The following is a 20657-nucleotide window of genomic DNA, read 5'->3' as shown; positions in this document are numbered from 1 at the left end:
ACATCCCGTCCTCCTACTCGCGGCCTTCGGCCGCCAGAAGAAGGAGGGAATTTCTCTACCGATTTACGCCCTCAAACCCGGAAGGATTTCGGAGAGGAAAACAAGCACCGACCTGCTCCAGCTCGGCGAGGACCGCGGCCAGTTTCTCCTCGTCCCACTCGCCGGAGATCTTGTTGAGCGCGAGGTTGAGTTGCCGCTCGGACGGGTCGTCCAGGTCCACGTAGACGACCGGGAGCGTGTCGATCCCCTCGGCTTCGGCGGCCCTGACCCGCTGGTGGCCGCCCACGATGTGGCCCGAGCGCTTGTTGACCACGATCGGCTCGACGGTGCCGAAGAACCGCAGGGACCGGCGGAGGGCGTCCAGATCGTGGTCGCTGATCCGCCTCGGGTTGTAGGGAGCGGCCATTCCGGCCAGTTGCGTGGTAGAAACATGCTCAATTTGCATGGGTTTTGACCCCGTTTCAGGCCCGCTTCAAACGGCCCTCGTTCTCGAAAGCGGGCGCAATATCAATCCATTTCCTCATACCCCCCCCTATGGCAAAACCCGCGGCCGCGTGCGTGCGACCAGGCGCGCGGAAACGGCCGCATTTCCTAGAGTTTGAGGTCCCCTCCCCCTCGCGCTCACGCTCTCGCCTTCTTCGCCACGGACTCCACCATCGTCTTCGCGCTGTGACATGAATGGCAGAGTGCTTGGAGGTTTCGAGGATCGTCCGAACCGCCAGCTCGCTTCGACATGATGTGGTCGACGTCGGTCGCTCGCTGTCCGCAGCCGCGGCACACGTGGTTGTCGCGTCGGAGGATCTCCTTCCTCAGTGTGAGCCACGCGCTCGTGTAGCCGCGCTCTCTCATGCTTGGACGGTTCGCGTCCTGCCGTCGGTACTCGTCGCTCTGGTGTTCGGGACAGAACCTCTCGTGGCTCAGCGCCGGGCACCCAGGCCAGCGGCACGGCGTGGCAGGTCGGCTCGGCATTCCGCACTCCTTCCGTGCCTCACGGTAGTCCGTCCTTGCGTTGCAGATCCGCTACCCCGACCTCGATACGCTGCTCGTTGTGCAGGATCTCGATGAGTCGCTTCGTGTAGTCCGCCTCGCGGGCCAGACGTTCGAGTTCCCACGGTGCCTTCTCGCCCAGACGTCGCAGGCGCCAGTAGTGGCGGTTGCAGTAGGTCCGGCTTCGCCTTACGAGGAAGCGCACGCCGCACACGGCGCAGCGGGCGATCATCGCCACACCCTCGCCTCTGCGGAGTCGCCCCACATTCGCCTCAGAAATGCTCGCGAATTCCCTTGATCACTCGCGAAACCGGGCGCACTCATGACCATGCAACGACGCGAAGGAGAACGACGATGGCCACTAAGCCAAAGACCCCACGGAAGGCGACGAACAACACGATCGCGGAAATCGCTCGGGCCCACCTCGCGATCAACACCCTTGAGACCCGGAACAGCGACGCGCTGGACTTCCACGACGTGGCGGTGTGGAAGGTCAATGCCGCGCTCGAGGCGGCATACGCTGCAGGCATCGCCGCCGCCACCACCAGGGACGAACGGACCACCGATCAGAAGATCGACGCCTTGAGGCCCGGCGGAACCATCGAGCTCTCCCGGAACGACGACGGCACGCGGGTGTTCGCCGAGCGGAGCGGCAACGGCAGGATGCTGCGGATCGTCCGGGAGTTCACGGACGGAACGCAAATCCTCGGCTACGACATCATCCTCGATGAGGTCTGGTAGAGGGAATCCACGATGGCCAAGATCATCAGCCCGAATCGGCACCAGCAGCCGCACGACCTGAAACCCGGCGAGCAGTTCGATGCCGCGTGCATCTACATCAGCGACCGCGGCGCCGTGTACTGCGGGGCGCATGTCGGAACGGAAGCGTCGTTCACCCCATGGGCGTGGAGTTGCCTCGGGTTGGGGACGACGTTCACGAACCCCGATGACGGGATCGTCTTCGCTTGCGAGACGTGCTACCCCCGCGGCTTCCGCGCCGGACGCTGACCCGTGAACGACCGCTCTTCCATCCGCGGGTGCCGTCGAGAGGCGGCGATCATCTATCTGGATCGACCTGTCTGCGAAGTTCATTGGAATCGATATGCCGCGGACGACGCGCCTCCCGCACGGCTGAGGATGGTCCTCGGCCTCGGGGCGGACGCGTCCACCGCGACGGAGGTTGACATGGCCGAGACCAAGAAGTCCGAGACGAAGACTGCGAAAAAGGGCAAGGCCGAGAAGAAGGCGAAGACCCCCAAGGCGGAACGAACGCCGAAGGATCCGGAGGCGACCAAGGTATTCGCGTTCCGGCTCACCCCGGCCGAGAGCGCCGCGATCCACAAGACCGCGGGGCCTCGGAACGCGACCCGGATGGTCCGCGCCATCGCCGTCGCGTTCGCCAGCGAGGACGAGGCGGCGTTCAAGGCGGTCTTGAAGGAAGCCAAGGAAGCGCGACAGTAGCCTCCACCCTTCCCCGACGGCCCGCCGGTGGTGACGCTGGCGGGTCGTTGTCTCTGCGCCGCCTCGTATCCCGCCCGAAGCTCCGATCCGCCGCACGCTAATCATCGATGCGAGTGTAGCGGCCAATCATTTACAAACAAGGCGTTTTCAGAGGCTCGGAGGCTCCACCTGTCTATCGAGTCTATGGTGATAAACTGTGTCTATGCATGCAGCACGGACTGTGGAGATCGATGCCGATTTCGTGCTCCGCGAGATGACCGGTCCCCCCAAGGACTTGCCCAAGTCAGACGCTGGCCACGCCATGCCAATGGAGATCGCACTGCTGCAGCACTTCGCTGAATCGCGCGGGTTCGACCCATTTACCCCGCCGCCGCAGGTGTCCGAGGTATCTCCACCGCCCGATTCCTCGCCGGGCCTTTACGTGTTGCCTGACCTGCCGACGGAGCGACCCTCGCCGCGACAATGCCGCTACTCGATAGGCGTCGATGCCAGTATTCCCGCTCGGTACTTCCAGGTGGTCGTCAGGATTCCCAAGCTGCCGAGCGTCGAACTGAGATGCGTCGCAAGGCCCAGCGCCCACTACTTGTTTCTTGCAGCGTACATGCTCTATCCGCCTGAAATGCGGATGGAGGCTGGTTTCGACTGTTATCACGTTCGGGTCGTGGGGTTGACGGACGATCTTCCCATTGCAGATGTGATTCGAGCGCTATCCCTGGAAGAGATCGGCGCATTATTACGGCTGGAGCGCGGCCCAGGAAAGCCGCATTGGGGTGACTTGCGACCTTTGCTGAGGACCGTCGTGATCGAGTCGGCCGGAGGCGCCGCGGTTCACGAGATCAACATGGGCCGTGGCAAGATCCGAGTCGAGCTCGATCCGGCCCGATTACGCGACGCTTCGGCGGTAGATCGGGCCGCCGTCCGCGCGCGGCTCCAGGCAGTCGAGGGCGAGATCGAGCTTCCTCCCGGGAACCGCCCGTGGTATGGCGGAAAGACTATCAAGGAAGCGTATCGGAAGATGATCCCGATCTGTACCTCCATCCTCACCGATGCCCGCGCCCGCGGTAGGCAAAACTTCTTTCACCTGAATGCCGTGGAATCCATGGTGCGCAAGCGGGCCGTAGGCAATCCGATGCTTCAAGAGGCGATCGCAAGAGTGCTTTGGGAGTCTTCGCGCCTTCCCTCGGCGAAGGCGCTCGCGCTTCGAAGTCTCGCCATCTCCATGGGATTGACGGTCGACTGGGTTCGCCGCGTAACTCGGGAGTAATCCGCGGTCAATCCTCCCATGTAACAAACCGCTGGCGTGGTATCTCTCCAGACGTGGCCGATGTCTTTCGGCCCGACCGGAGGATGTCATGTCGATCGCTCTTCTCACGGCTCGCGATGTCGCGAGGATCCTCAACGTCCGTCCCGTCACGGTATACGCGGCCGCGTCAACTGGCCGACTCCCGAGCGTCCGGCTTTGGAAAGGCAAGCGCCGAAGCCTTGTGCGTTTCCGGGCCGAGGACATCGACGCATTCATCCGCAACCGGACGGAATCCCAGGATCGCCGAGTCGACTGATGCCCGCGTTCTTTCCCGAAGGGACCATCTTCGAAGTGGCCCGTGCTGCCGGCCGCGAGTTCACGAGGCTGAGCTCCTCCGGGGAGATGGCCATCCAGTGCCCCCGGGCCGAGAACCACCGCCACAACGACGCGCATCCGTCGTGCCGGCTGAACTCGGAGAAGAACACGTGGTTCTGTGATCCCTGCGGCCGCGGCGGCGGCGTAGCAGAACTCGCCGGGCTACTCGGCGTGGACCTCTCGACGATCACTGGAACCAAGATCCCCGACGCGTCGATGCCGAAGGCACGCCCTCGAGCCTCGGCAAAGCGCGTTCTTCACTTCGTCTCAAACGGTCCAGTCTCCGCCAACACGCAGCTTTGGTTCAGGAACTCGCTCAGCAAGGCCTACACCGCGGAAGCCTGGCGGGCACTCGGCGTTGAGGAAGGGACCATCGACGACCAACTGGCGATCGCGTTCCCCCTCCCGAGCGGTGGGTACAAGGTCTGCCTGTACCGACGCCCTGATCCGAAGCGACGCAAGCCTTACACGTTCTGGTTTGCGGACGGCGGTAAGACCGACCTGCTGCTCGTGGGAGATGGCAACGAGGTGCTCCTCGTAGCTGGCGAATGGGACATGCTGGCCGCGCTATCGGCCGGCATCAACTGCGTTGCCACGGGAACGGGAGGGGAAGGCGCCTGGAAGGTCGAGTGGTCGAAGCAACTCGCCGGGAAGCGTGTTCTCATCACCTACGACGTCGATCCAACGGGTCACGCCGGAACCCAGATGGTCGTGGAAGCCCTCCAGGGATTCGCCCGAGAGGTCTACGCAGTACGCTTACCGCTTTCGGGCGACATCGAGACCGACGGCAAGGACCTCAGCGACTTTCTCGCCGTTGCCGGTCCCGAGGGACTGCGTGCACTGCTCGAAGAGACCCGCCAGAAGGGACCGATTCCTGCGGCTGCGAAGTCGGCGGACCAGGAACCTAAGGGACCAGCCTCCATTCCGTCCCGTCTCGCCGAGATTGAACAGATCCTGAAGTTCGTACCGGCCGATGCGAATGAGGCCTTCAAGCTGAGTGTCTTCGCGCGTCTCCTCCCAATCCTCGCGGCTCTCGACCCTGTCGCTCAGGATCTGGCGGCCAAGCAGGTGAAGACGAAGTTGGGGATCTCGATGGCCGCCATCCGGAAGGAGATCGAGGCCGCCGGTTCCAGATCCAGCCAGGAATCGAGGTCCACGCCGGAGGAGACCGAGATCTCGGAGGAGTCTCGCGCCCTGCTTCGCGACCCGAATCTCGTCCGCAGGTTCTTGGACGACACCACCACGCTCGGCGTTGTCGGCGAAGCACGCAACAAGGTGAACCTGCTCCTCGCCATGACGTCCCGGCGCTGTGAAAAGCCCATGAACGTCGTGGTGAAGGGAGAGAGTGCGGCGGGGAAGAACCACGTGGCGGAAGGTGTGGCCTCCTGCTTCCCGGTCGCCGACGTGGTGCGGGCGACGAATCTCTCGCCGCAGGCTCTCAGTTACTGGGACGGCGATCTGTGCCACCGCATCCTCCTGATCTGTGAGGTCGAAGGAGCGGACCGTGCCGAGTACACGCTTCGAGTCTTGCAGTCGGAGGGAAATCTGACCGTCTACTACGTGACGAAGGTCGGAGGGGAACTCAAGACGATCGAGAAGACCGTGAAGGGACCCGCCGCCACGATCACGACGACCACCAGAGATTCCCTACATCCCGAGAATGAAACCCGGCTCGTCGAGATCGCCATTGATGAGAGCGAGGAGCAGACTCGTCGCATCATCGAGTTCCAAAAGCAACAAAGAATGAAGGGCGCGGATCCGGAGCAGGCCGCGGTGATACGGGACATGTGGCGCGGTGCTCAGGCCGCACTCGAAACCGTCCCGGTGATCATTCCTTTCGCCGAGTTGATCACCTTCCCGACAAAACAGGTCCGGGCCCGAAGGGACTTTCCGAAGCTGATGACGCTCGTCGAGGTGTCTGCCTTCCTCCACCAGTTCCAACGCGAGCGGATGGAGGTGGGCGGTCGGAGCTACATCGTCGCCGACATCAGGGACTATGCCCTCGCCTACGATCTCGTCCACGGCTTCCTCGAGCGGGTGCAGTCCGGCCTCAGCGACCGCGAGGTCGGGGTGTTAAGTGCGTTGGAAGTTGCTGCCTCTGAGAAGCTCTCCGCCAGAGACGTCGCATCCCGTCTCGGCTGGTATCAGGACGCTGGGCGGAAGCGTGCGAAGCGGTGCCTCGAGGGGCTGCAGGACAAGAACTTCATCGGGGGCACCGAGCCGAAGCCGGGTACGGCGACACTGTACTGGTTCAAGACGGCTCCCTCGGAGGCCGAGTCGGGGATCACGACTCCCGAACAGCTTGCGGCGGCCCTGTTGGCGAGGGGTGGACACCTGCCCACAACCTGGACATCCCCCTTGTCCAGGGGTGACTAACTGAAATGAAAGCACTTAAGGGCAACCTGGACATTCGGACACGAGGTGCACGGAGAGAAGAAATTCTGCCGGGCAGTCCGGCGCCCCTTTTTTATTTCCCTCTCACCCGGGACAGTCTGTCCGAAGAGCGGCTTAACTCTAATGATGAGAAGTGGTTAGAGGCTGGACAACCCGTTTGTCCAGGTTTGTCCAGGTGGGCGAACCGATGAACACTGTGAGAGGACGATCCACGCCGATCCGGCCGCGGGGCCCCGACTCGGCCGAAGCCGGCCGGCATGCTCCGAGCCTGGAGGAGCTCGCCACCCTGCTCGCCTCTGGATTCCTGCGTTGGGCCGAATTATCGCGCCGTTCCGCCATTTTTTTGACCGATCGGCGCCGGTATTCCCTTGAAGTTCCTGCCGAAGTAAGCCCTGATGACCGTGAAAACGGGGCGACACCATGAGCGAAACGCTTCAAGCCAGAATCGACACCCTTCGCCGGATGACCACGGCCGAGTTGAAGGCCGAGTGGGTGCGCGTCTTCGGCGAGCCCCCCCGGTCCGGCAACGTCGCCTGGATGCGGAAGCGCCTCATCCACCGCGTCCAGGTGGAGGTGCTCGGGGACCTGAGCCCCGAGGCGAAGGCCCGGCTCGAGTACCTGATGCAGTTCGCGCCCGGGTGGATCCCGATGGGCAAGCGGTCGCTGCCGAACGTCCTGGCGCCACCCGCGACCGAGAAGCCCCAGGTCCCCGACGCCCGGGTGCCGAGGCCGGGCTCCGTCATCACCCGCGCCTACCAGCGCAGGACGATCGCCGTGACGGTCCGGGACCATGGGTTCGAATTCGACGGGACGATCTACCCCTCGCTCACCGCCGTGGCCAAGACGGTGACCGGCTCCCACTGGAACGGGAACCTCTTCTTCGGGTTGACCCGCCGGAGGAAGTCGGCGTGAGCGCCAAGCGCAACGGGAACGGCTCCAACGGCAACGGGACCGGCCCCGTGGTCTGCGCCATCTACACCCGCAAGTCGACCGACGAGGGGCTGGAGCGGGACTTCAACTCGCTCGACGCCCAAAGGGAGGCTGCCGAGGCCTACGTCCGGAGCCAGGAAGGCAACGGCTGGGTCCTGTCGGCCGCCCGCTTCGACGACGGCGGCTACTCCGGGGGAACCCTGGAGCGGCCCGCCCTGCAGCGTCTCCTCGGCGAGGTCCGCGCCCGCCGGGTCCAGCGGATCGTCGTCTACAAGATCGACAGGTTGTCGCGGTCCCTCCTCGACTTTGCCCGCCTGGCCGAGGTCTTCGAGGAGCACGGAACCGGAATCGTGAGCGTCACGCAGCAGCTCGACACCTCGACGTCGATGGGGCGGCTGACGTTGAACATGCTCCTCAGCTTCGCCCAGTTCGAGCGAGAGATGGTCTCCGACCGGACGAGAGACAAGGCCCACGCCGCCCGCCGGCGAGGAAAGTTCATCGGCGGACAGCTTCCGCTGGGCTACGACCGCACGCCCGAGGGCGGCCGGTTGGTCGTCAACCCGGACGAAGCCGGGCGCGTGTGCGACATCTTCAAGCTGTTCTTGGAGAACCCCTCGATCATCGGCAACGTGGAGGAGCTGCGCCGTCGTGGCTGGACGCTTAAGCGGTGGACGACCCGGGAGGACCGGGTTTACGGTGGCCGGGCCTTCGACAAGCACTCCCTCGGGCGACTCCTGCGGAACCCGGTCTACATCGGCGAGGTGCACTTCGACGGTGGCGTCTACCCGGCCGAGCACGAGGCGATCGTGGACCGCGAGACCTGGAACCGCGCCCAGGAGTTGCTCCGCGAGGCCAAGCCCCAGACCCGGGCGACATCTTCCCCGGCGCTCCTGGCGGGGCTTCTGCGGTGCGTGCCGTGCGATTCCGCGATGACCCCCAGCTTCAGCCAGAAGGGTTCCACCCGGTACCGCTATTACGCCTGCGTTAAGGCCCAGCGCCAGGGGTGGAAGTCGTGCCTCTCGAAGTCGCTCCCGGCCAGGGAGATCGAGGGCGCCGTCGTGGACCGCCTCCGCGCCATCGGAAGGGACCCCGGCCTGATCGAGGCGACGCTGGAGCAGGCGCGGAAGGTGAGGACCACCCGCCGCCGGGAACTCGAAGACCAGATCCGCCAGGTCCGGGACGAGATCGACGAGGCGCACTCCGACCGCCGGAAACAGATCGTCCGGTTCGCCGCGGGGTTCCGGAGGGGCGATGAGCCGCCGGTGGACGTCCCCGAGCTCGAGGGGCGTCTTGCCGGGCTGGCGCAGGAGCTGGAATCGCTGCGCCGCCTCCGGATCGACGCCGCCGACCTCCGCAAGGCGCTGGGCCAGTTCACCCCGGTATGGGACCACCTCACGGCGCTCGAGCAGCAGCGGGTCGTGAAGTTGCTCGTCGACCGCATCGACTACGACGGCCGGACAGGCAAGGTGGCGATCACGTTCAGCGCGTTGGGCGTGCGGACGCTGGCGGCCGAGAAGGCACCGACGGAGGCCGCGCGATGAAGGCCCCCTCGTCGGCGGTCGGGGCTGGGACGAGGGTCGAGTTCCAGTTCTCGAAGGGGCAGGCTGCGCCGCGCTCGCACGACTCGGTCGCCCGGCGACACGAGCGCCCGGCTTCGGGCGGGGCGCCCGACGTCCCAAAGGCCACCCAACGCCTCGTCGTCGGTTACTTCTTCGAGCGGCTGGTGCGCGAGGGGAAGGTCCGAGACTACGCCGAGATCGCGCGGCTGACGGGGCTAACGAGGGCCAGGGTGACGCAACTCGCAGATCTCACCCTGCGTCCGAACCAGTGGCAGGCGGCAGTCCTTCAGGCAACAACGGTCCACGTTGAGCGAAAGACAACGGTCCAAGTGTAACCGGGCCGCCGAATGCCACAGCGGTCCGTCCCGGTCGTCCCGAATCGACAACCTTCCGGAAGCGTTTCGCGCAGCGGAAACACGCGGCGCTTTCTAACGACCCTTCTTCTTGCCTCTCCCCGTGTCTCCCCGCCCGGGCACAGGAACCCGCTCGACTACCATCGTACGTGGGTTCTTCCTCGCTTCTTCGACCGTCTTGAACTTCCCGGTCCCAGCGTCACGCCCTTCGAGCCTAGTCTTCGGCTTGTTTGCCATCTACGGCCTCCCTTCTGCCTCCAATTGGTGCGACAAGCTAGACTGCCTGCGCTGCCTCTTCGAGATCATTTCTGAAGTCGAATACGAGCTGGATGGGATCCCGCGGACACTTGTTTTCGTTGTAGCTGTCGACGTCGCACTTCAACTGCTTGCAATCTCCAACGATCTGGTTCCTTCGCAGTCGGAACGCGATCAGCATGTGGGACCTCTTGGCCACACGGATGTCGTCCCAGAGCCAACGCTGCTGACCGTTCTTCGTAACTCGGATCGCGTGTTTCGCCCGCACGGATCGCCCTTGCGGATCCTTGACGTACTCCTCCCCCATCGCGCGGCCCAACTCCTCGGCACATTGGGCAATTAGCGACTCCGGTTGCGGTTTCCAGCGTCCGCTGCGAACCGCCCAGGCAGCGATCTGCCGGGCGGTCGCGGGCCAAGGCTGGCCAGAATCCATGTATTCGTTCGCGATCCGCTGCATTTGCTCTCGGTAGGACATACTTCTCTCCTACACCGCCTCGGCGACAATCTGGCCCCAACCTTCGGTCAACGCAGACGATGTAAGGGCTTCCTTCACGGGAACCAACATCTCTCTGCTGTGGCTGTAGTGGATCTCGTTCCTGAACTGGAGCTGTCCAACGACGATGCCGGCGTGGACACCGTGGAGGGCGGCGAATTTCATGATCTTGAGTTTCGAGTAGAGTGGGCGCGTTCTGGAGATGAAGTCCTCAAGCGCTGCGCGCTCCACGAGGGCGTTCGAAGCAAACTCATCGATTTCACGCTCATGCTGTGGTTTCTCGGTTGGAGGTCGAGCGTCAGCCCCTACCAAACGGATATCCACAGCCTGGCGCTGGCGAAGTCCATCGCGGTTCATGACATGCCGCAGTTCGTGAACCAACGTGTGCCAGAAGAAGTCGATTCGGTCATAACGGAGCGACAGCGCGATCACTGGCTCGCTCTTGCTAAGCCAGAAACAGGCACCATCGATCTTCGTCCCTGCAAGCTGCTCCAGCACGACAAGACGAATCCCGGCGCGGGCAAGCACGACCGGCACCTGCCTCACGTCTTCGACGTGGCTGCGGAGAACCAGGATTTGCGAAAGCACATCCTTGAGCCTCGTGTCGGAAAACGTTACAACCTGAATCGCGCGGGATAGGCGTCTCGCTCGGAACAGCCATGCGCACTGCGCCGGAGTCAGCGCGCTGTAGTCAGTGGACTTCCGCGCCGCTTGATAGAACTTCGGCATCTGGTTCAACGAGTTAATCTCGAAGAACTCGCACACGCGCTTTTCCAAAACCTCGACGTTCTCCGACCGTTCAATCCATCCGCGTCGGAGCATCTCCTTCATCGGCGCCATTTCCCAGAGCCTCGCTCGTCGCGCGACATCGCTTACGTCGGGTCGCTGCTTCCATAGCCGGTAGGAGGACTCGAGGTTCAGCCACAGCTTGGCGCCAGTCCCGAAAGCTTCACCGATGGCAGCAGCGGTCTCCGGCGTGATCTGGCGCTTGCCGTTGATCACGAGATTCAGCCCTGCCCGGTCGATTCCGGTGATTTCCGCGAGGTCTCCCTGCGTCCAACCCCGGGCCTCCATCTCTTCCTTAATGAAGTAGCCGGGCGGGAAGCGCTCAGCCGGCACCTTGTCGGTCATAGCCTCTCCCTCAATGGTAATCGGTGATTTCCACGATCACGACGGTCTTGTCAGGCCCCTTTCCCTCAAGCTCGACGATGAGCCGATATTGGTCGTTGATTCGCATCGAGTGCTGTCCATCTCTCTTCCCTTTCAATTTCTCGAAATGCAGCGATTTCATCGAGTAGAACGCCCTCTCGTCTTCCGCGTCCTCGATTAGTTGAATCCGCGCTCGAAACGCCGACACCCCTTTCCCGTCGAAGCTCCCGGCATAGGCCGCGTCGCTCCACAGACGCTCCAACTCGGACGTGCTGAATCGAAGCTTCATGCTGCGAATGGTAGTTCGGAGATGTCCTGTTGTCAAGTGGCGTTGTTGCGTACATAGCAACAATCGTATACCGTGTGAACAGACGATGTTGGCTGGAATTGCAGCCCCGTGTCGCTGCATGTGCGGTGGAGTGTTCCCGATGAGACTCGGGCGGACGTCGGGCAGGGCCATTCCAAGGATGACTGCCGAGCTCGGAGTTCGGTATCGATTCTGTCCCGCCTGTTAACCGTTAACAGCTTCCGCCGACCATGATCGGCAAATCTCGCCGCCTGTTAAATCCCGTTAACAGCTTCCGAGAGAGCGGAGAGAGTTTCAGCCGGGACGCCGGACCCGCGGGGGCAACCTGTTAACGGAGAGAGCGCGCCGCGACCGGGAAACGTTGGAATTGCGCGCAGAAACGCGACCTGCGGGTGGGGTTCGACGGGGTCTAGTTCGATGCTCGGTAAAGTTGGCTCCTGAGGAGGGACTCGAACCCCCGACCCGGTGGTTAACAGCCACCTGCTCTACCAGCTGAGCTACTCAGGAACACGTTTCGAGGCCGCCGTGCGGGCCCGGGAGAATTTACCATCGGGGGCCGGGGAGCGTCAACTTGGCGGGCGTACGCACCGTTCGCTGCCGCGTCCGATGCGCGCATGCCCAATTCCAACCGGCCAGTCTGCCGCGCCCCGCTCACAGCACGAGCTTCCCCTCACTGACCGCCTCGATCATCCTCCGAATCGCCTGCCCGCGGTGCGAGAGCGCTTCCTTCTCCGCGCGGGTCAGCTCGGCGAACGTCCTGCCGGTGCCCTCGTGGAAGAAGATCGGGTCGTAGCCGAAGCCGTTCTCCCCTCTCGGCGCGTCGAGGATTCGCCCTTCAGCGGCGCCCTCGAACACCGCGAGCGCACGGCCGGCCCGCGCCACCGCGAGAGCGCATCGGAACCTCGCGGTCCTCATCGCGGGCGGCACTCCGCGCAGTCTCTCGACGACAAGACGGTACCGCCCCCCATCGTCGAGGTCCGCTTCTCCGTAGCGCGCCGACCGCACGCCCGGCTCGCCGTGAAGCGCATCCACCTCGAGCCCCGAGTCGTCCGCGAGCACCTCGAGGTCGGTCCGCAGCGAGTACGCCTCCGCCTTGATCCTGGCGTTCTCCTCGAACGTCGCGCCGGTCTCCTCGACGGGGGAGCGGTCGGTGAGGGCTTCGAGGCCCGCGACTTCGATTCCCGCGGGAAAGAGCGCCGCCCTGAACTCCCGGAGCTTCCCGGCGTTCAGCGTGGCGACGACGAGGCGGCTCACCGCCGTATCAGGAGGCGCGCGAGGATGCCGCCGAGCGCCTCGCGCTGCCGCTCCTGGAGCCGGTCGATCCCCTGGTCGGCGAGGGTGAGCAGTTCGCCGAGGCGGTCGCGGCGGAACGGGGTGGACTCGGCCGTCCCCTGGATCTCGACGTAGCGGCCGTCGTCGGTGCGGACCACGTTCATGTCCACCTCGGCCGCCGAGTCCTCGATGTAGTCGAGGTCGAGCGCGGGCTCCCCCTCGACGATCCCCACCGAGATCGCGGCCACGGCGCCGGTCAGCACCGGCCGGTTCAGGGCCTTCTTCTCCCGCAGCCGGTCGAGGGCGAGGCACATCGCGACGAACCCGCCGGTGATCCCCGCGGTCCTCGTCCCGCCGTCGGCCTGGATCACGTCGCAGTCGATCCAGAGCGTCCGCTCGCCCAGCGCGGTGCGGTCCACGACGCTCCTTAGCGCGCGGCCGATCAGCCGCTGGATCTCCATGGTCCGCCCCGCCGGCCGCCCGCGGTTGATCTCGCGGGGCGACCTCGTGTGCGTCGCCGCAGGGATCATCGCGTACTCGCCGGTGACCCATCCCTGCCCCGTGTCCTTGAGGAAAGGCGGGACCTTGTCCTCGAGGGTCGCCGCGCACACGACGCGCGTGTCGCCCACCGAGATCAGGACCGAGCCGTCGGGGAAGCGCAGGTACCCCGGCTCGATCGTGACCGGCCTCAGCTCGTCCGGACCCCGCCCGTCGTGCCTCGCCATCTCACTCCCCCGCCACGCGCGCGCGGCCGATCAGGCTCACGGGCCGCCCGAGGAACCGCTCGGCGACCGACGCGAACGGCGCCGGCGAGTCGGTCACGTAGAACCGGTCGGCGGGCCGCGGCGAGCCGCCGGGGGCCGCCAGGTCGCTCTCCCGCTCGAGCCACTCGCGCACTTCGGCCGCCACCGCGTCGGCCGAGTCCACGAGGGCCACGCCGGGGCCCATGACGTCGCCGATCGTCCCCGCGAGGAGCGGGTAGTGCGTGCACCCGAGGACCACCGTGTCCACCTCCGCCTCCTTCAGCGACGCCAGGTAGGTCTCGGCCACGCGGCGCGCCACGTCGTTGTCGGTCCACCCCTCTTCGGCCAGCGGGACGAACAGCGGGCAGGGCCGGCTGAACACCTCGGCCTCGGACCTCAGGGCGAGGATCGCCCGCGGGTAAGCCTCGCTCGCGACCGTGGCGCGGGTGCCGATCACGCCGATCCGGCCTCCCGTCGAGAGCTTCGCCGCGCGGCGGGCGCCGGGGAGGATCACCCCGATCACCGGCACGTGCGCCTCCTCCGCCACCTCGTCCATCGCGACGGACGAGACGGTGTTGCAGGCCACCACCAGCAGCTTGACCCCCTGCTTCTTCAGGAACCGCGCGGCCTCGATCCCGTAGCGGCTCACGGTCTCCGGCGACTTGGTCCCGTACGGGACCCGCGCGGTGTCGCCCAGGTAGACGAAGCACTCGCCGGGAAGCGCGGCCTCGAGCGCCTTGAAGACGGTCAGGCCGCCCACGCCGGAGTCGAACACGCCGATGGGACGCCGGTCCATGCGCTCCTCAGACCTCGATCGGCTTGTCGCCGGGAGTGGGCGACGGCGTTGGCTCCCCTTCATTCGGCGGCTCGGTCGGCGGCGGCTCGAGCAGCGTCGGGTCGGCGCGGAGCGGCCGCCTCAGGTCGAGGTGCCCGCTCAGCGTCTCGCACGGCCGCCCCTCCACCAGGATCCCGACCCGGACGATCTCCGGGACGTTCAGCGCCACCGAGTTCACGATGGCGTAGACGGCCTGGATCTCGTCGTCGCTCCCGCCTCCGCCCCCCGCGATCAGCTCCGCCGAGAAGTCGGCGTACGCGGTGCCGTCCTCGAGCACGTAGACCTGCCTCAGGCGCGTCCCCGCGGGGAGCGCCGGGAGCGCGGCCTCGGTGGTCGGCCCCGAGATCAGGTCGGACAGGATCTGCTTCGCGCGGTCGGCGGGGAGCGGGGTTACGAAGATCTCCCTCGGCTCGCCCGCGAGCAATTCGCTGGTCGCCGAGGGAAAGTAGAGCGTGACGGTCGCGCGGCCGAGGGGCTCGGGCTCCGCCTCCGGCGCCTTCGCGCTGTCCTCGGAGGGCGCCGCCGGTGCCTTCGCGGCCTCGGCCGGGACCTCGGGCGCTTGCGTCGTGCCGCCGCGGCACGCGGGGGAGCAGAGCAGGACCGCGCCGACGGAGACCGAGGCGAGCCCCCTCATGACGATCACCGGCCCGCCCCGGGCTCGTCGAGACGGGTGCGCCCCTCGAGGTAGCCGCGGACCGCGCGGACGATCGCGTCCACGACCTTGTCGAGGTAGGCGGGGTCCTTGAGCCGGCTCTCCTCCGCGGGATCGGTGATGAACCCGGCCTCGACCAGGATCGCCGGCATCGTCGCCCCCATCAGGACGCGGAACGGCGCCTGCCGCACCCCGCGGTCCTTGGTCCCCGCCAGGGCGTTCATCTCCTTCTGGACCGACTCGGCGAGCCGGGCGCTCTCCGCCAGGTACTGGTTCTGCGCGAGGTCCCAGAGGATCAGGTCGAGGCCGCGGTCCCCCTCCGGTTTCTGCGCCTCTGGCGCCTCCGCGACCCCCGACGCGTGGTTCTCGAGGGCGGCGAGGGTGCGGGCCTCGTCGTCGGTGGATTCGGGCGCGAGGAAGTACGTCTCGGCCCCGGCCGCGCCGCGACGCTTCGAGGCGTTCAGATGGATCGAGAGGAACAGCAGCGCGCGGTTGTGGTTCGCGATGGCCGAGCGCTCGTCGAGCGGCACCAACCGGTCCTCGTCTCGGGTCAGCACCACGGTGGCGCCGGCCTCGCGCTCGAGAGCTATCTTGAGCCTTCGCGCGAGGTCGAGGGCGACGTCCTTTTCCTGCGCTCCCGAGGGACCGGCGGCGCCGATCTCCACCCCGCCGTGGCCGGGATCCACGACGATCACGGGGCGCACCCGCCCGGCCCTGGGCGCGGCGATGGAGGGCTCGGAGCGCGACGGGCGGTCGCCGCGGAGGTCGATGACGACGCGCGAGGGATTCTTGAGCTCGAAGCTCTCGTACCCCTTGTACGCGCTCCCCATCGAGAGCGTGAGGGTCCGGTCGCCTCGAGCCTGCCACCCCTTGAGGATCGCGTCGTCGATTTTGGACTCCGCCGGGGTGAGGTCCACGGGCGACGCGAACACGATCTCGACCTTCGTGGCCGAGGTGGTGATGGACGACGCCACGGGCTGGCTCAGCGTGACGATGACCCGTGTCGCGGAGCCGCCGGTGTCGGCCGTTACCTTCGCGGTGGGATTTCCCGCCGCTCCCGCCGCTCCCGCCGCGAGGAGGGCGGCGAAGGTCGCCGCGAGGCACCGGCCCGAAATGGACGTCATCTCTCGCGCTCCTCCGCCGCGATCGGCCCGCCGATTGTGGCACAGCCTGGCATCCTCAACAAGAAGAAGCACTTGTCGGACGCGTGGGTCGCCGTGTTGTAATATGGAGCGCTTCGGAGGAAACCAGCAAATGTCCAAACGCGAACGTCAGAGGGAAGCGGCGCCGGGCGCTCGGTCCGGCGGCGGCGGCACGCCGGACACCCGGGCCTGGATCGCGAGGGCCGCGATCCTGGCCGGCATCGGCGTGCTGATCTACATGAACGGCGCCGTGCTGCGCCAGGCGCGGGAGAGCCGCACGGATCTCGGTGACCGGCTCGGCCAGGTCGAGGCCCGCGTGGCCCAGCTGGGCACCAAGGTCGACGCCGCCGCGCGATCGACGCCCCCCAGGAGCGGGCCGGATCCCGACAAGGTCTACACGGTGAGGACCGAGGGCTCGCCCGCGGAGGGACCGGCGTCCGCGCCGGTCGTGATCGCCGAGTTCTCGGACTTCCAGTGACCTTTCTGCGCGAGGGTCGGTGCGACCCTCGACCAGATCCGGAAGGCGTACGGTGACAAGGTCCGCGTCGTCTGGAAGAACTACCCTCTCGACATGCACAAGGACTCGCCCCTCGCCCACCTCGCCGCCGCGGCGGCCGCGGACCAGGGGAAGTTCTGGGAGTATCACGACAAGCTGTTCGGCAATCCCGGCCAGCTGAAGCGCGATCAGCTCCTGAAGTACGCGAGCGAGCTCGGGCTGAACGTCCCCCGCTTCCAGGAGGCGATGGACACCGCGCGGTTCAGGTCCCGGATCGACGCCGACACCGCCGAGGCGCGGACGCTCGGCGTGACCGGCACCCCGGCGTTCTTCGTCAACGGGCGGTTCCTGTCGGGCGCGAAGCCCTTCGAGGAGTTCAAGAAGGTCATCGACGCCGAGCTGACCCGGCTGCACCAGCCGATTCCACCGGCCTGAGCGCCGCGGGGGCGAGGAGCGCGAGGGCGACCGCGGAAGCGTTGACAGGCCGCGTGCGACCGAATCTAATCCCCGCATGACCGCGCGATCCCGAGGCGTGACGGCCCGTCCCCGGGCTCCCGCCCGCGCCGCGTCCCGCGGCGAGCGTCTCGCCGCGGCGGCTCCCTGGGCGATCGTCGCCCTGGCCGTGATCCTCGTGCTCGCGATGCGCGTCCGCCTGATGGACCTGCCGCTCGAGCGCGACGAGGGGGAGTACGCCTACGCGGGGCAGATGATCCTCGAGGGGCACGTGCCGTACGGCGACATGGACAACATGAAGCTGCCGGGGACGTACTACGCGTACGCCCTGTTCATGGCGCTCCTCGGCCAGTCGCCGCGCGGCATCCACTTCGGCCTCGCGCTCTGGACCACCGTATCCGCTCTCCTCCTGTTCGCCGTCGGCCGGCGGCTGCTCGATCCCCTGGCCGGGGCCATCGCTGCGGCCGTCTTCGCGATCCTCTCGGCGAGCTTCTCCGTGCTCGGGTTCGCGGGACACGCGACCCACTTCGTCGTTCTGCCCGTCCTCGCGGGATGCTGGGGCATCCTCTGGCCTGGAAGGAGAGAGCGGCTCGGTCTCCTCGCCGCGGGGCTGGCGTTCGGCCTGGCGTTCCTGATGAAGCAGCAGGCTGCGGCGTTCGTGCTCTTCGGGGTGCTCTTCGTGCTCTGGAGGTCGCGCAGCGCCGGCTGGCGGTCCGCGGCGCTGAAGGGCCTCCTGTTCTCCCTCGGCGCCGCCGCCCCGTACGCGGTGCTCTGCGCCTACCTCGCGTCCAAGGGGGTGTTCGCCAATTTCTGGTTCTGGACGGTCACCTACGCCCGCGACTACGTCGGGGAGGTCCCGATCACCGACGCCGGGGCGATCTTCCTGGACCAAGCCGGGGAGGTGACGGGCTGGTACGCGGGCGCCTGGGCGCTGGCTGCCGCCGGCGCGATCGTCTATTTCATCCGGGGCAAGGACCGGGACACGAAGGTGTTTCTCGCGGGACTCACGATCCTCTCCTTCGCGGCGGTCTGCCCCGGGTTCTTCTTCCGGGAGCACTACTTCATCGTGATGCTCCCGGCCGTCGGCTTGCTCACGGGGGCCGGGTACGCGGCGCTCCCCTCGGGGAGGGCGGGCGGCGAGGGTCCCGGCTGGACGCGCGCGCTCTACGCCATCGCCTGCTTCGCGGCCCTCCTCGCCGGCGGCGTCGCGCAGGCCGCGCCGGTCTTCAAGTGGGACATGGAGCACGTCTCCCGCAGGTGCTACGGGATCAACCCGTTCCCCGAGTCGATCGAGATCGGCCGGTACATCGACGCGAATTCGGCGCCCGCCGACCGGATCGCCGTCCTCGGCTCCGAGCCCGAGATCTACTTCTACGCGCACCGGCGGTCGGCGTCGCGGTACCTGTACGTCTACGCGCTGATGGAGCCCCATCCCTACGCGGGGCGGCTGCAGGATCAGGTCATCGAGGAGATCGAGGCGGCCCGGCCGCGGATCGTGGTGCTGGTGCGCGTCGGCGTATCCTGGCTGGGACGACCCGATTCGGACAAGCGCATCATGCGCTGGATGGACTCCTACCTCCCGGCCCACTACGACGTCACGGGACTGGCCCAGATGTCACGGAACAACTCGACGCGCTACCTCTGGGGCCCGGAGGCCGCCGCGGCGGCGGGCGACAGCCACGACGACGTCCTGGTCATGAAGCGGCGCGACTGAGGATCAGCCCGCGAACCGCTCGACGCGGGCGTGGCAGTAGGGCACCGAGCCCTTGTGCTCGTAGTGCCTCTGGTGGTAGTCCTCCGCGCGCCAGAACGTCTCCGCCGGCTCGACGCGCGTCGCGACCTTGTAGCCGCGGCGCGTCAGCTCCAGAACGAGCTTCTCCGCGATCCGGCGCTGCTCGTCGCCAGAGAAGAACACGGCGGAGCGGTACTGGTGCCCGATGTCCGGCCCCTGCCGGTCGACCTCGGTCGGGTCGTGGATCTCGAAGAACAACCGCGCGAGCGCCTCGTAGGTCGTCTTCGCGGGATCGAACACCACCCGCACGGTCTCCGCGTGCCCCGTCCTGCCGGTGCAGACCTGCTCGTACGTGGGCGAGTCGACCTGGCCGCCCATGTAGCCGGACTCGACCCGGAGGACGCCGGGTACTTTCTGAAGCCAGTACTCGACCCCCCAGAAGCAGCCGCCGGCAAAGAATGCTTCCTGGGTCGCCGGCGCCGGTTTGCCGCCGCCCGCGCTCACTTCGGCCGGGCCTGAGTGCGAGGCTCGTTTCCCGCCCGCCACTTGATGTTGCAGCCGATGCTCGGCTTCTGGTCGGCCGGTACCTCGCGGCTCGCGAGGACCGCGTCGAGCGCGGCCCTCAGGTCCTTCCCCGTCACGGGGACGCCGTTGCCCGGGCGGCTCTCGTCCATCTGGCCCCTGTAGACGAGCTTGCGGCCACCGTCGAAGACGAAGAAGTCCGGGGTGCAGGCGGCCTGGTAGGCCTTCGCCACGTCCTGGCTCTCGTCGAAGAGGTACGGGAACGTGTAGCCGGCCCGCTCCTTCTCGATCTTCATCTTGTCGGGCGCGTCGTCCGGGTAGGCCGCGACGTCGTTGCTGCTGATCGCGACGACGGCGGCGCCGCGCTTTCCGTACTCCCTGCCGAGCGCGGCGAGCTCCTGCTGCACGTGCTTGACGTACGGGCAATGGTTGCAGATGAACATCACGAGCAGCGCCTTGGCGCCGTCGAAGTCGGAGAGCGAGACGGTCTTCCCGTCCGTGTCGGGCAGGGAGAAGTCCGCCGCCCGCCTGCCGAGCTCGAGCATCGTGGAAGGGGTCGCTGCCATCCGTCACCTCCATCGGGCCGGCGGAGATGCCCCCGATCAGCGCGGTCCAAATCGGAGTATATCCATCCTCAATCGTCTCGCAACCTGGCGGCCACGTGTCAACTGCGCCGCGGACGCTGGCGGCCCGACACCCGGAGCGCCTCCTCCGCGGTTCGAATCACGCGCGGCCCGTCGACGTGCGGCGCGAGCTTCACCTCGGGGAAGGTCCGGAGCCGCTCGAGCACCGCTTCGACGCTCGGGGCGAGCAGCCGGTCGGAGACCTCGTAGAAGCCGCCCGGGCCTTCCTCGACCTCGTTGTGTCCCGCGAGGATCGACCGGATCTCGGAGACGATCCCGGGGGTCGGGCTCGGCACGAGCAGGATCGCGATCGCGCCGTGGTCGATGCGCAGGCGGCTCGCCAGCGTGAGCGGCTCCCCGCCGTTCGCGCGCCGGCCCTCCTGCAGGAGCACCTTCTCCTCCATGCCGATGTGGCGGAGGATCCCGGCCCGGAACAGGGCGAAGGACGCGAGATCCATCCCGCCGGACGGCGGCGACGCGCGCGTGAGCAGGACGTCGAGCCTCGCGTGGTCCATGGCGAGGAGGCGGTGGATCGGCCCCGTGGATCGCATCGGTCGGTCACCTCCGCGCCAAGGGTACTACCGCCGATAGGGCGCGGCTGCGCGATCCCCCGAACGTGACTAGAATGTTGCGCGTCACGTCCCAGTGGACCGGGCGGGGCCGCGGCGACGGCGGCACGAT

General features: G+C 66.7%; 26 protein-coding genes, 1 tRNA gene and 1 pseudogene. 12 read left to right on the top strand and 16 right to left on the bottom strand.

The window, feature by feature from the left end; genetic code table 11:
• Positions 1 to 55: 55 nt before the first annotated feature.
• The 3 genes from LAO51_06060 to LAO51_06050 all read right to left on the bottom strand — a co-directional run bounded on the left by LAO51_06060 (position 56) and on the right by LAO51_06050 (position 1219).
• The gene (locus tag LAO51_06060) at positions 56 to 445 is read right to left on the bottom strand and encodes a ParB N-terminal domain-containing protein (protein MBZ5638307.1); all 390 of its coding nucleotides are present in this window, start codon (positions 443 to 445) and stop codon (positions 56 to 58) included.
• 176 nt (positions 446 to 621) lie between these two features.
• Positions 622 to 969 (bottom strand): HNH endonuclease, encoded by a 348-nt coding sequence (locus LAO51_06055; GenBank protein MBZ5638306.1) that lies wholly within the window; start codon positions 967 to 969, stop codon positions 622 to 624.
• A gap of 19 nt (positions 970 to 988) precedes the next feature.
• Entirely contained in the window at positions 989 to 1219 is a 231-nt protein-coding gene (locus tag LAO51_06050) for a hypothetical protein (GenBank protein ID MBZ5638305.1), read from the bottom strand.
• A 122-nt stretch (positions 1220 to 1341) separates the two neighbouring features.
• On the opposite strand from LAO51_06050, the pseudogene LAO51_06045 reads away from it, so the two are divergent.
• The 9 genes and pseudogenes from LAO51_06045 to LAO51_06005 all read left to right on the top strand — a co-directional run bounded on the left by LAO51_06045 (position 1342) and on the right by LAO51_06005 (position 9284).
• Positions 1342 to 1527 (top strand): annotated as a pseudogene (locus LAO51_06045) (hypothetical protein).
• Between the two features lie 213 nt (positions 1528 to 1740).
• Positions 1741 to 1995, top strand: a complete 255-nt coding sequence (locus LAO51_06040) for a hypothetical protein (protein ID MBZ5638304.1) — start codon at positions 1741 to 1743, stop codon at positions 1993 to 1995.
• A 177-nt stretch (positions 1996 to 2172) separates the two neighbouring features.
• Entirely contained in the window at positions 2173 to 2448 is a 276-nt protein-coding gene (locus tag LAO51_06035) for a hypothetical protein (GenBank protein ID MBZ5638303.1), read from the top strand.
• A gap of 220 nt (positions 2449 to 2668) precedes the next feature.
• Positions 2669 to 3712, top strand: coding sequence for a hypothetical protein (locus LAO51_06030; GenBank protein ID MBZ5638302.1), 1044 nt, complete (start codon positions 2669 to 2671; stop codon positions 3710 to 3712).
• A gap of 88 nt (positions 3713 to 3800) precedes the next feature.
• A complete protein-coding gene (locus tag LAO51_06025) occupies positions 3801 to 4007 on the top strand; it encodes a helix-turn-helix domain-containing protein (protein MBZ5638301.1) in 207 nt (68 codons plus the stop codon).
• Positions 4007 to 6442, top strand: a complete 2436-nt coding sequence (locus tag LAO51_06020) for a hypothetical protein (GenBank protein MBZ5638300.1) — start codon at positions 4007 to 4009, stop codon at positions 6440 to 6442. Before LAO51_06025 ends, LAO51_06020 begins: the two co-directional genes overlap by 1 nt.
• 438 nt (positions 6443 to 6880) lie before the next feature.
• Positions 6881 to 7372 carry a DUF2924 domain-containing protein gene (locus LAO51_06015; GenBank protein MBZ5638299.1) on the top strand — a complete coding sequence of 164 codons (492 nt, stop codon included), beginning with the start codon at positions 6881 to 6883 and terminating at the stop codon, positions 7370 to 7372.
• The gene (locus LAO51_06010) at positions 7369 to 8931 is read left to right on the top strand and encodes a recombinase family protein (protein MBZ5638298.1); all 1563 of its coding nucleotides are present in this window, start codon (positions 7369 to 7371) and stop codon (positions 8929 to 8931) included. The genes LAO51_06015 and LAO51_06010 overlap by 4 nt, the downstream gene beginning before the upstream one ends.
• Positions 8928 to 9284: a hypothetical protein gene (locus LAO51_06005; protein MBZ5638297.1), complete on the top strand. Its 357-nt coding sequence runs from the start codon at positions 8928 to 8930 to the stop codon at positions 9282 to 9284. Before LAO51_06010 ends, LAO51_06005 begins: the two co-directional genes overlap by 4 nt.
• A 93-nt stretch (positions 9285 to 9377) precedes the next feature.
• On the opposite strand, the gene LAO51_06000 is transcribed toward LAO51_06005, so the two are convergent.
• The 10 genes from LAO51_06000 to LAO51_05955 form a co-directional block, all read right to left on the bottom strand.
• Positions 9378 to 9539 (bottom strand): hypothetical protein, encoded by a 162-nt coding sequence (locus LAO51_06000; protein ID MBZ5638296.1) that lies wholly within the window; start codon positions 9537 to 9539, stop codon positions 9378 to 9380.
• A 37-nt stretch (positions 9540 to 9576) separates the two neighbouring features.
• Positions 9577 to 10032, bottom strand: a complete 456-nt coding sequence (locus LAO51_05995; GenBank protein ID MBZ5638295.1) for a hypothetical protein — start codon at positions 10030 to 10032, stop codon at positions 9577 to 9579.
• Positions 10033 to 10041: 9 nt separating this feature from the next.
• Positions 10042 to 11181: a HigA family addiction module antidote protein gene (locus LAO51_05990; protein MBZ5638294.1), complete on the bottom strand. Its 1140-nt coding sequence runs from the start codon at positions 11179 to 11181 to the stop codon at positions 10042 to 10044.
• Between the two features lie 10 nt (positions 11182 to 11191).
• Positions 11192 to 11488 (bottom strand): type II toxin-antitoxin system RelE/ParE family toxin, encoded by a 297-nt coding sequence (locus LAO51_05985; GenBank protein MBZ5638293.1) that lies wholly within the window; start codon positions 11486 to 11488, stop codon positions 11192 to 11194.
• 449 nt (positions 11489 to 11937) lie between these two features.
• Positions 11938 to 12013, bottom strand: a tRNA-Asn gene (locus LAO51_05980).
• A 144-nt stretch (positions 12014 to 12157) separates the two neighbouring features.
• Positions 12158 to 12760 (bottom strand): RdgB/HAM1 family non-canonical purine NTP pyrophosphatase, encoded by a 603-nt coding sequence (rdgB, locus tag LAO51_05975; protein ID MBZ5638292.1) that lies wholly within the window; start codon positions 12758 to 12760, stop codon positions 12158 to 12160.
• Positions 12757 to 13503 carry a ribonuclease PH gene (rph, locus tag LAO51_05970; GenBank protein MBZ5638291.1) on the bottom strand — a complete coding sequence of 249 codons (747 nt, stop codon included), beginning with the start codon at positions 13501 to 13503 and terminating at the stop codon, positions 12757 to 12759. The genes rdgB and rph overlap by 4 nt, the downstream gene beginning before the upstream one ends.
• 1 nt (position 13504) lies before the next feature.
• Positions 13505 to 14317: a glutamate racemase gene (gene murI, locus LAO51_05965; protein ID MBZ5638290.1), complete on the bottom strand. Its 813-nt coding sequence runs from the start codon at positions 14315 to 14317 to the stop codon at positions 13505 to 13507.
• Between the two features lie 7 nt (positions 14318 to 14324).
• A complete protein-coding gene (locus LAO51_05960) occupies positions 14325 to 14999 on the bottom strand; it encodes a GerMN domain-containing protein (protein MBZ5638289.1) in 675 nt (224 codons plus the stop codon).
• Positions 14996 to 16132, bottom strand: a complete 1137-nt coding sequence (locus tag LAO51_05955) for an N-acetylmuramoyl-L-alanine amidase (protein MBZ5638288.1) — start codon at positions 16130 to 16132, stop codon at positions 14996 to 14998. The genes LAO51_05960 and LAO51_05955 overlap by 4 nt, the downstream gene beginning before the upstream one ends.
• Positions 16133 to 16262: 130 nt before the next feature.
• On the opposite strand from LAO51_05955, the gene LAO51_05950 reads away from it, so the two are divergent.
• From LAO51_05950 to LAO51_05940, 3 genes are all read left to right on the top strand, one after another.
• The gene (locus tag LAO51_05950; protein ID MBZ5638287.1) at positions 16263 to 16628 is read left to right on the top strand and encodes a hypothetical protein; all 366 of its coding nucleotides are present in this window, start codon (positions 16263 to 16265) and stop codon (positions 16626 to 16628) included.
• A gap of 36 nt (positions 16629 to 16664) precedes the next feature.
• Positions 16665 to 17081, top strand: coding sequence for a DsbA family protein (locus LAO51_05945; protein ID MBZ5638286.1), 417 nt, complete (start codon positions 16665 to 16667; stop codon positions 17079 to 17081).
• 97 nt (positions 17082 to 17178) lie between these two features.
• Positions 17179 to 18813 carry a glycosyltransferase family 39 protein gene (locus tag LAO51_05940; protein ID MBZ5638285.1) on the top strand — a complete coding sequence of 545 codons (1635 nt, stop codon included), beginning with the start codon at positions 17179 to 17181 and terminating at the stop codon, positions 18811 to 18813.
• A gap of 3 nt (positions 18814 to 18816) precedes the next feature.
• On the opposite strand, the gene msrA is transcribed toward LAO51_05940, so the two are convergent.
• The 3 genes from msrA to LAO51_05925 all read right to left on the bottom strand — a co-directional run bounded on the left by msrA (position 18817) and on the right by LAO51_05925 (position 20527).
• Positions 18817 to 19389 carry a peptide-methionine (S)-S-oxide reductase MsrA gene (msrA, locus tag LAO51_05935; GenBank protein MBZ5638284.1) on the bottom strand — a complete coding sequence of 191 codons (573 nt, stop codon included), beginning with the start codon at positions 19387 to 19389 and terminating at the stop codon, positions 18817 to 18819.
• Positions 19332 to 19919, bottom strand: a complete 588-nt coding sequence (locus LAO51_05930; GenBank protein ID MBZ5638283.1) for a thioredoxin family protein — start codon at positions 19917 to 19919, stop codon at positions 19332 to 19334. Before LAO51_05930 ends, msrA begins: the two co-directional genes overlap by 58 nt.
• 98 nt (positions 19920 to 20017) lie before the next feature.
• Complete coding sequence (locus tag LAO51_05925; protein ID MBZ5638282.1) at positions 20018 to 20527, bottom strand: hemerythrin domain-containing protein; 510 nt, start codon at positions 20525 to 20527, stop codon at positions 20018 to 20020.
• Between the last annotated feature and the right edge of the window lie 130 nt (positions 20528 to 20657).

It is taken from the genome of Terriglobia bacterium (genome assembly GCA_020073205.1).
Classification (GTDB): domain Bacteria; phylum Acidobacteriota; class Polarisedimenticolia; order Polarisedimenticolales; family JAIQFR01; genus JAIQFR01.
The sequence above is the reverse complement of the archived record's forward strand: the minus strand, read 5'-3'. Positions and strand labels throughout refer to the sequence as shown.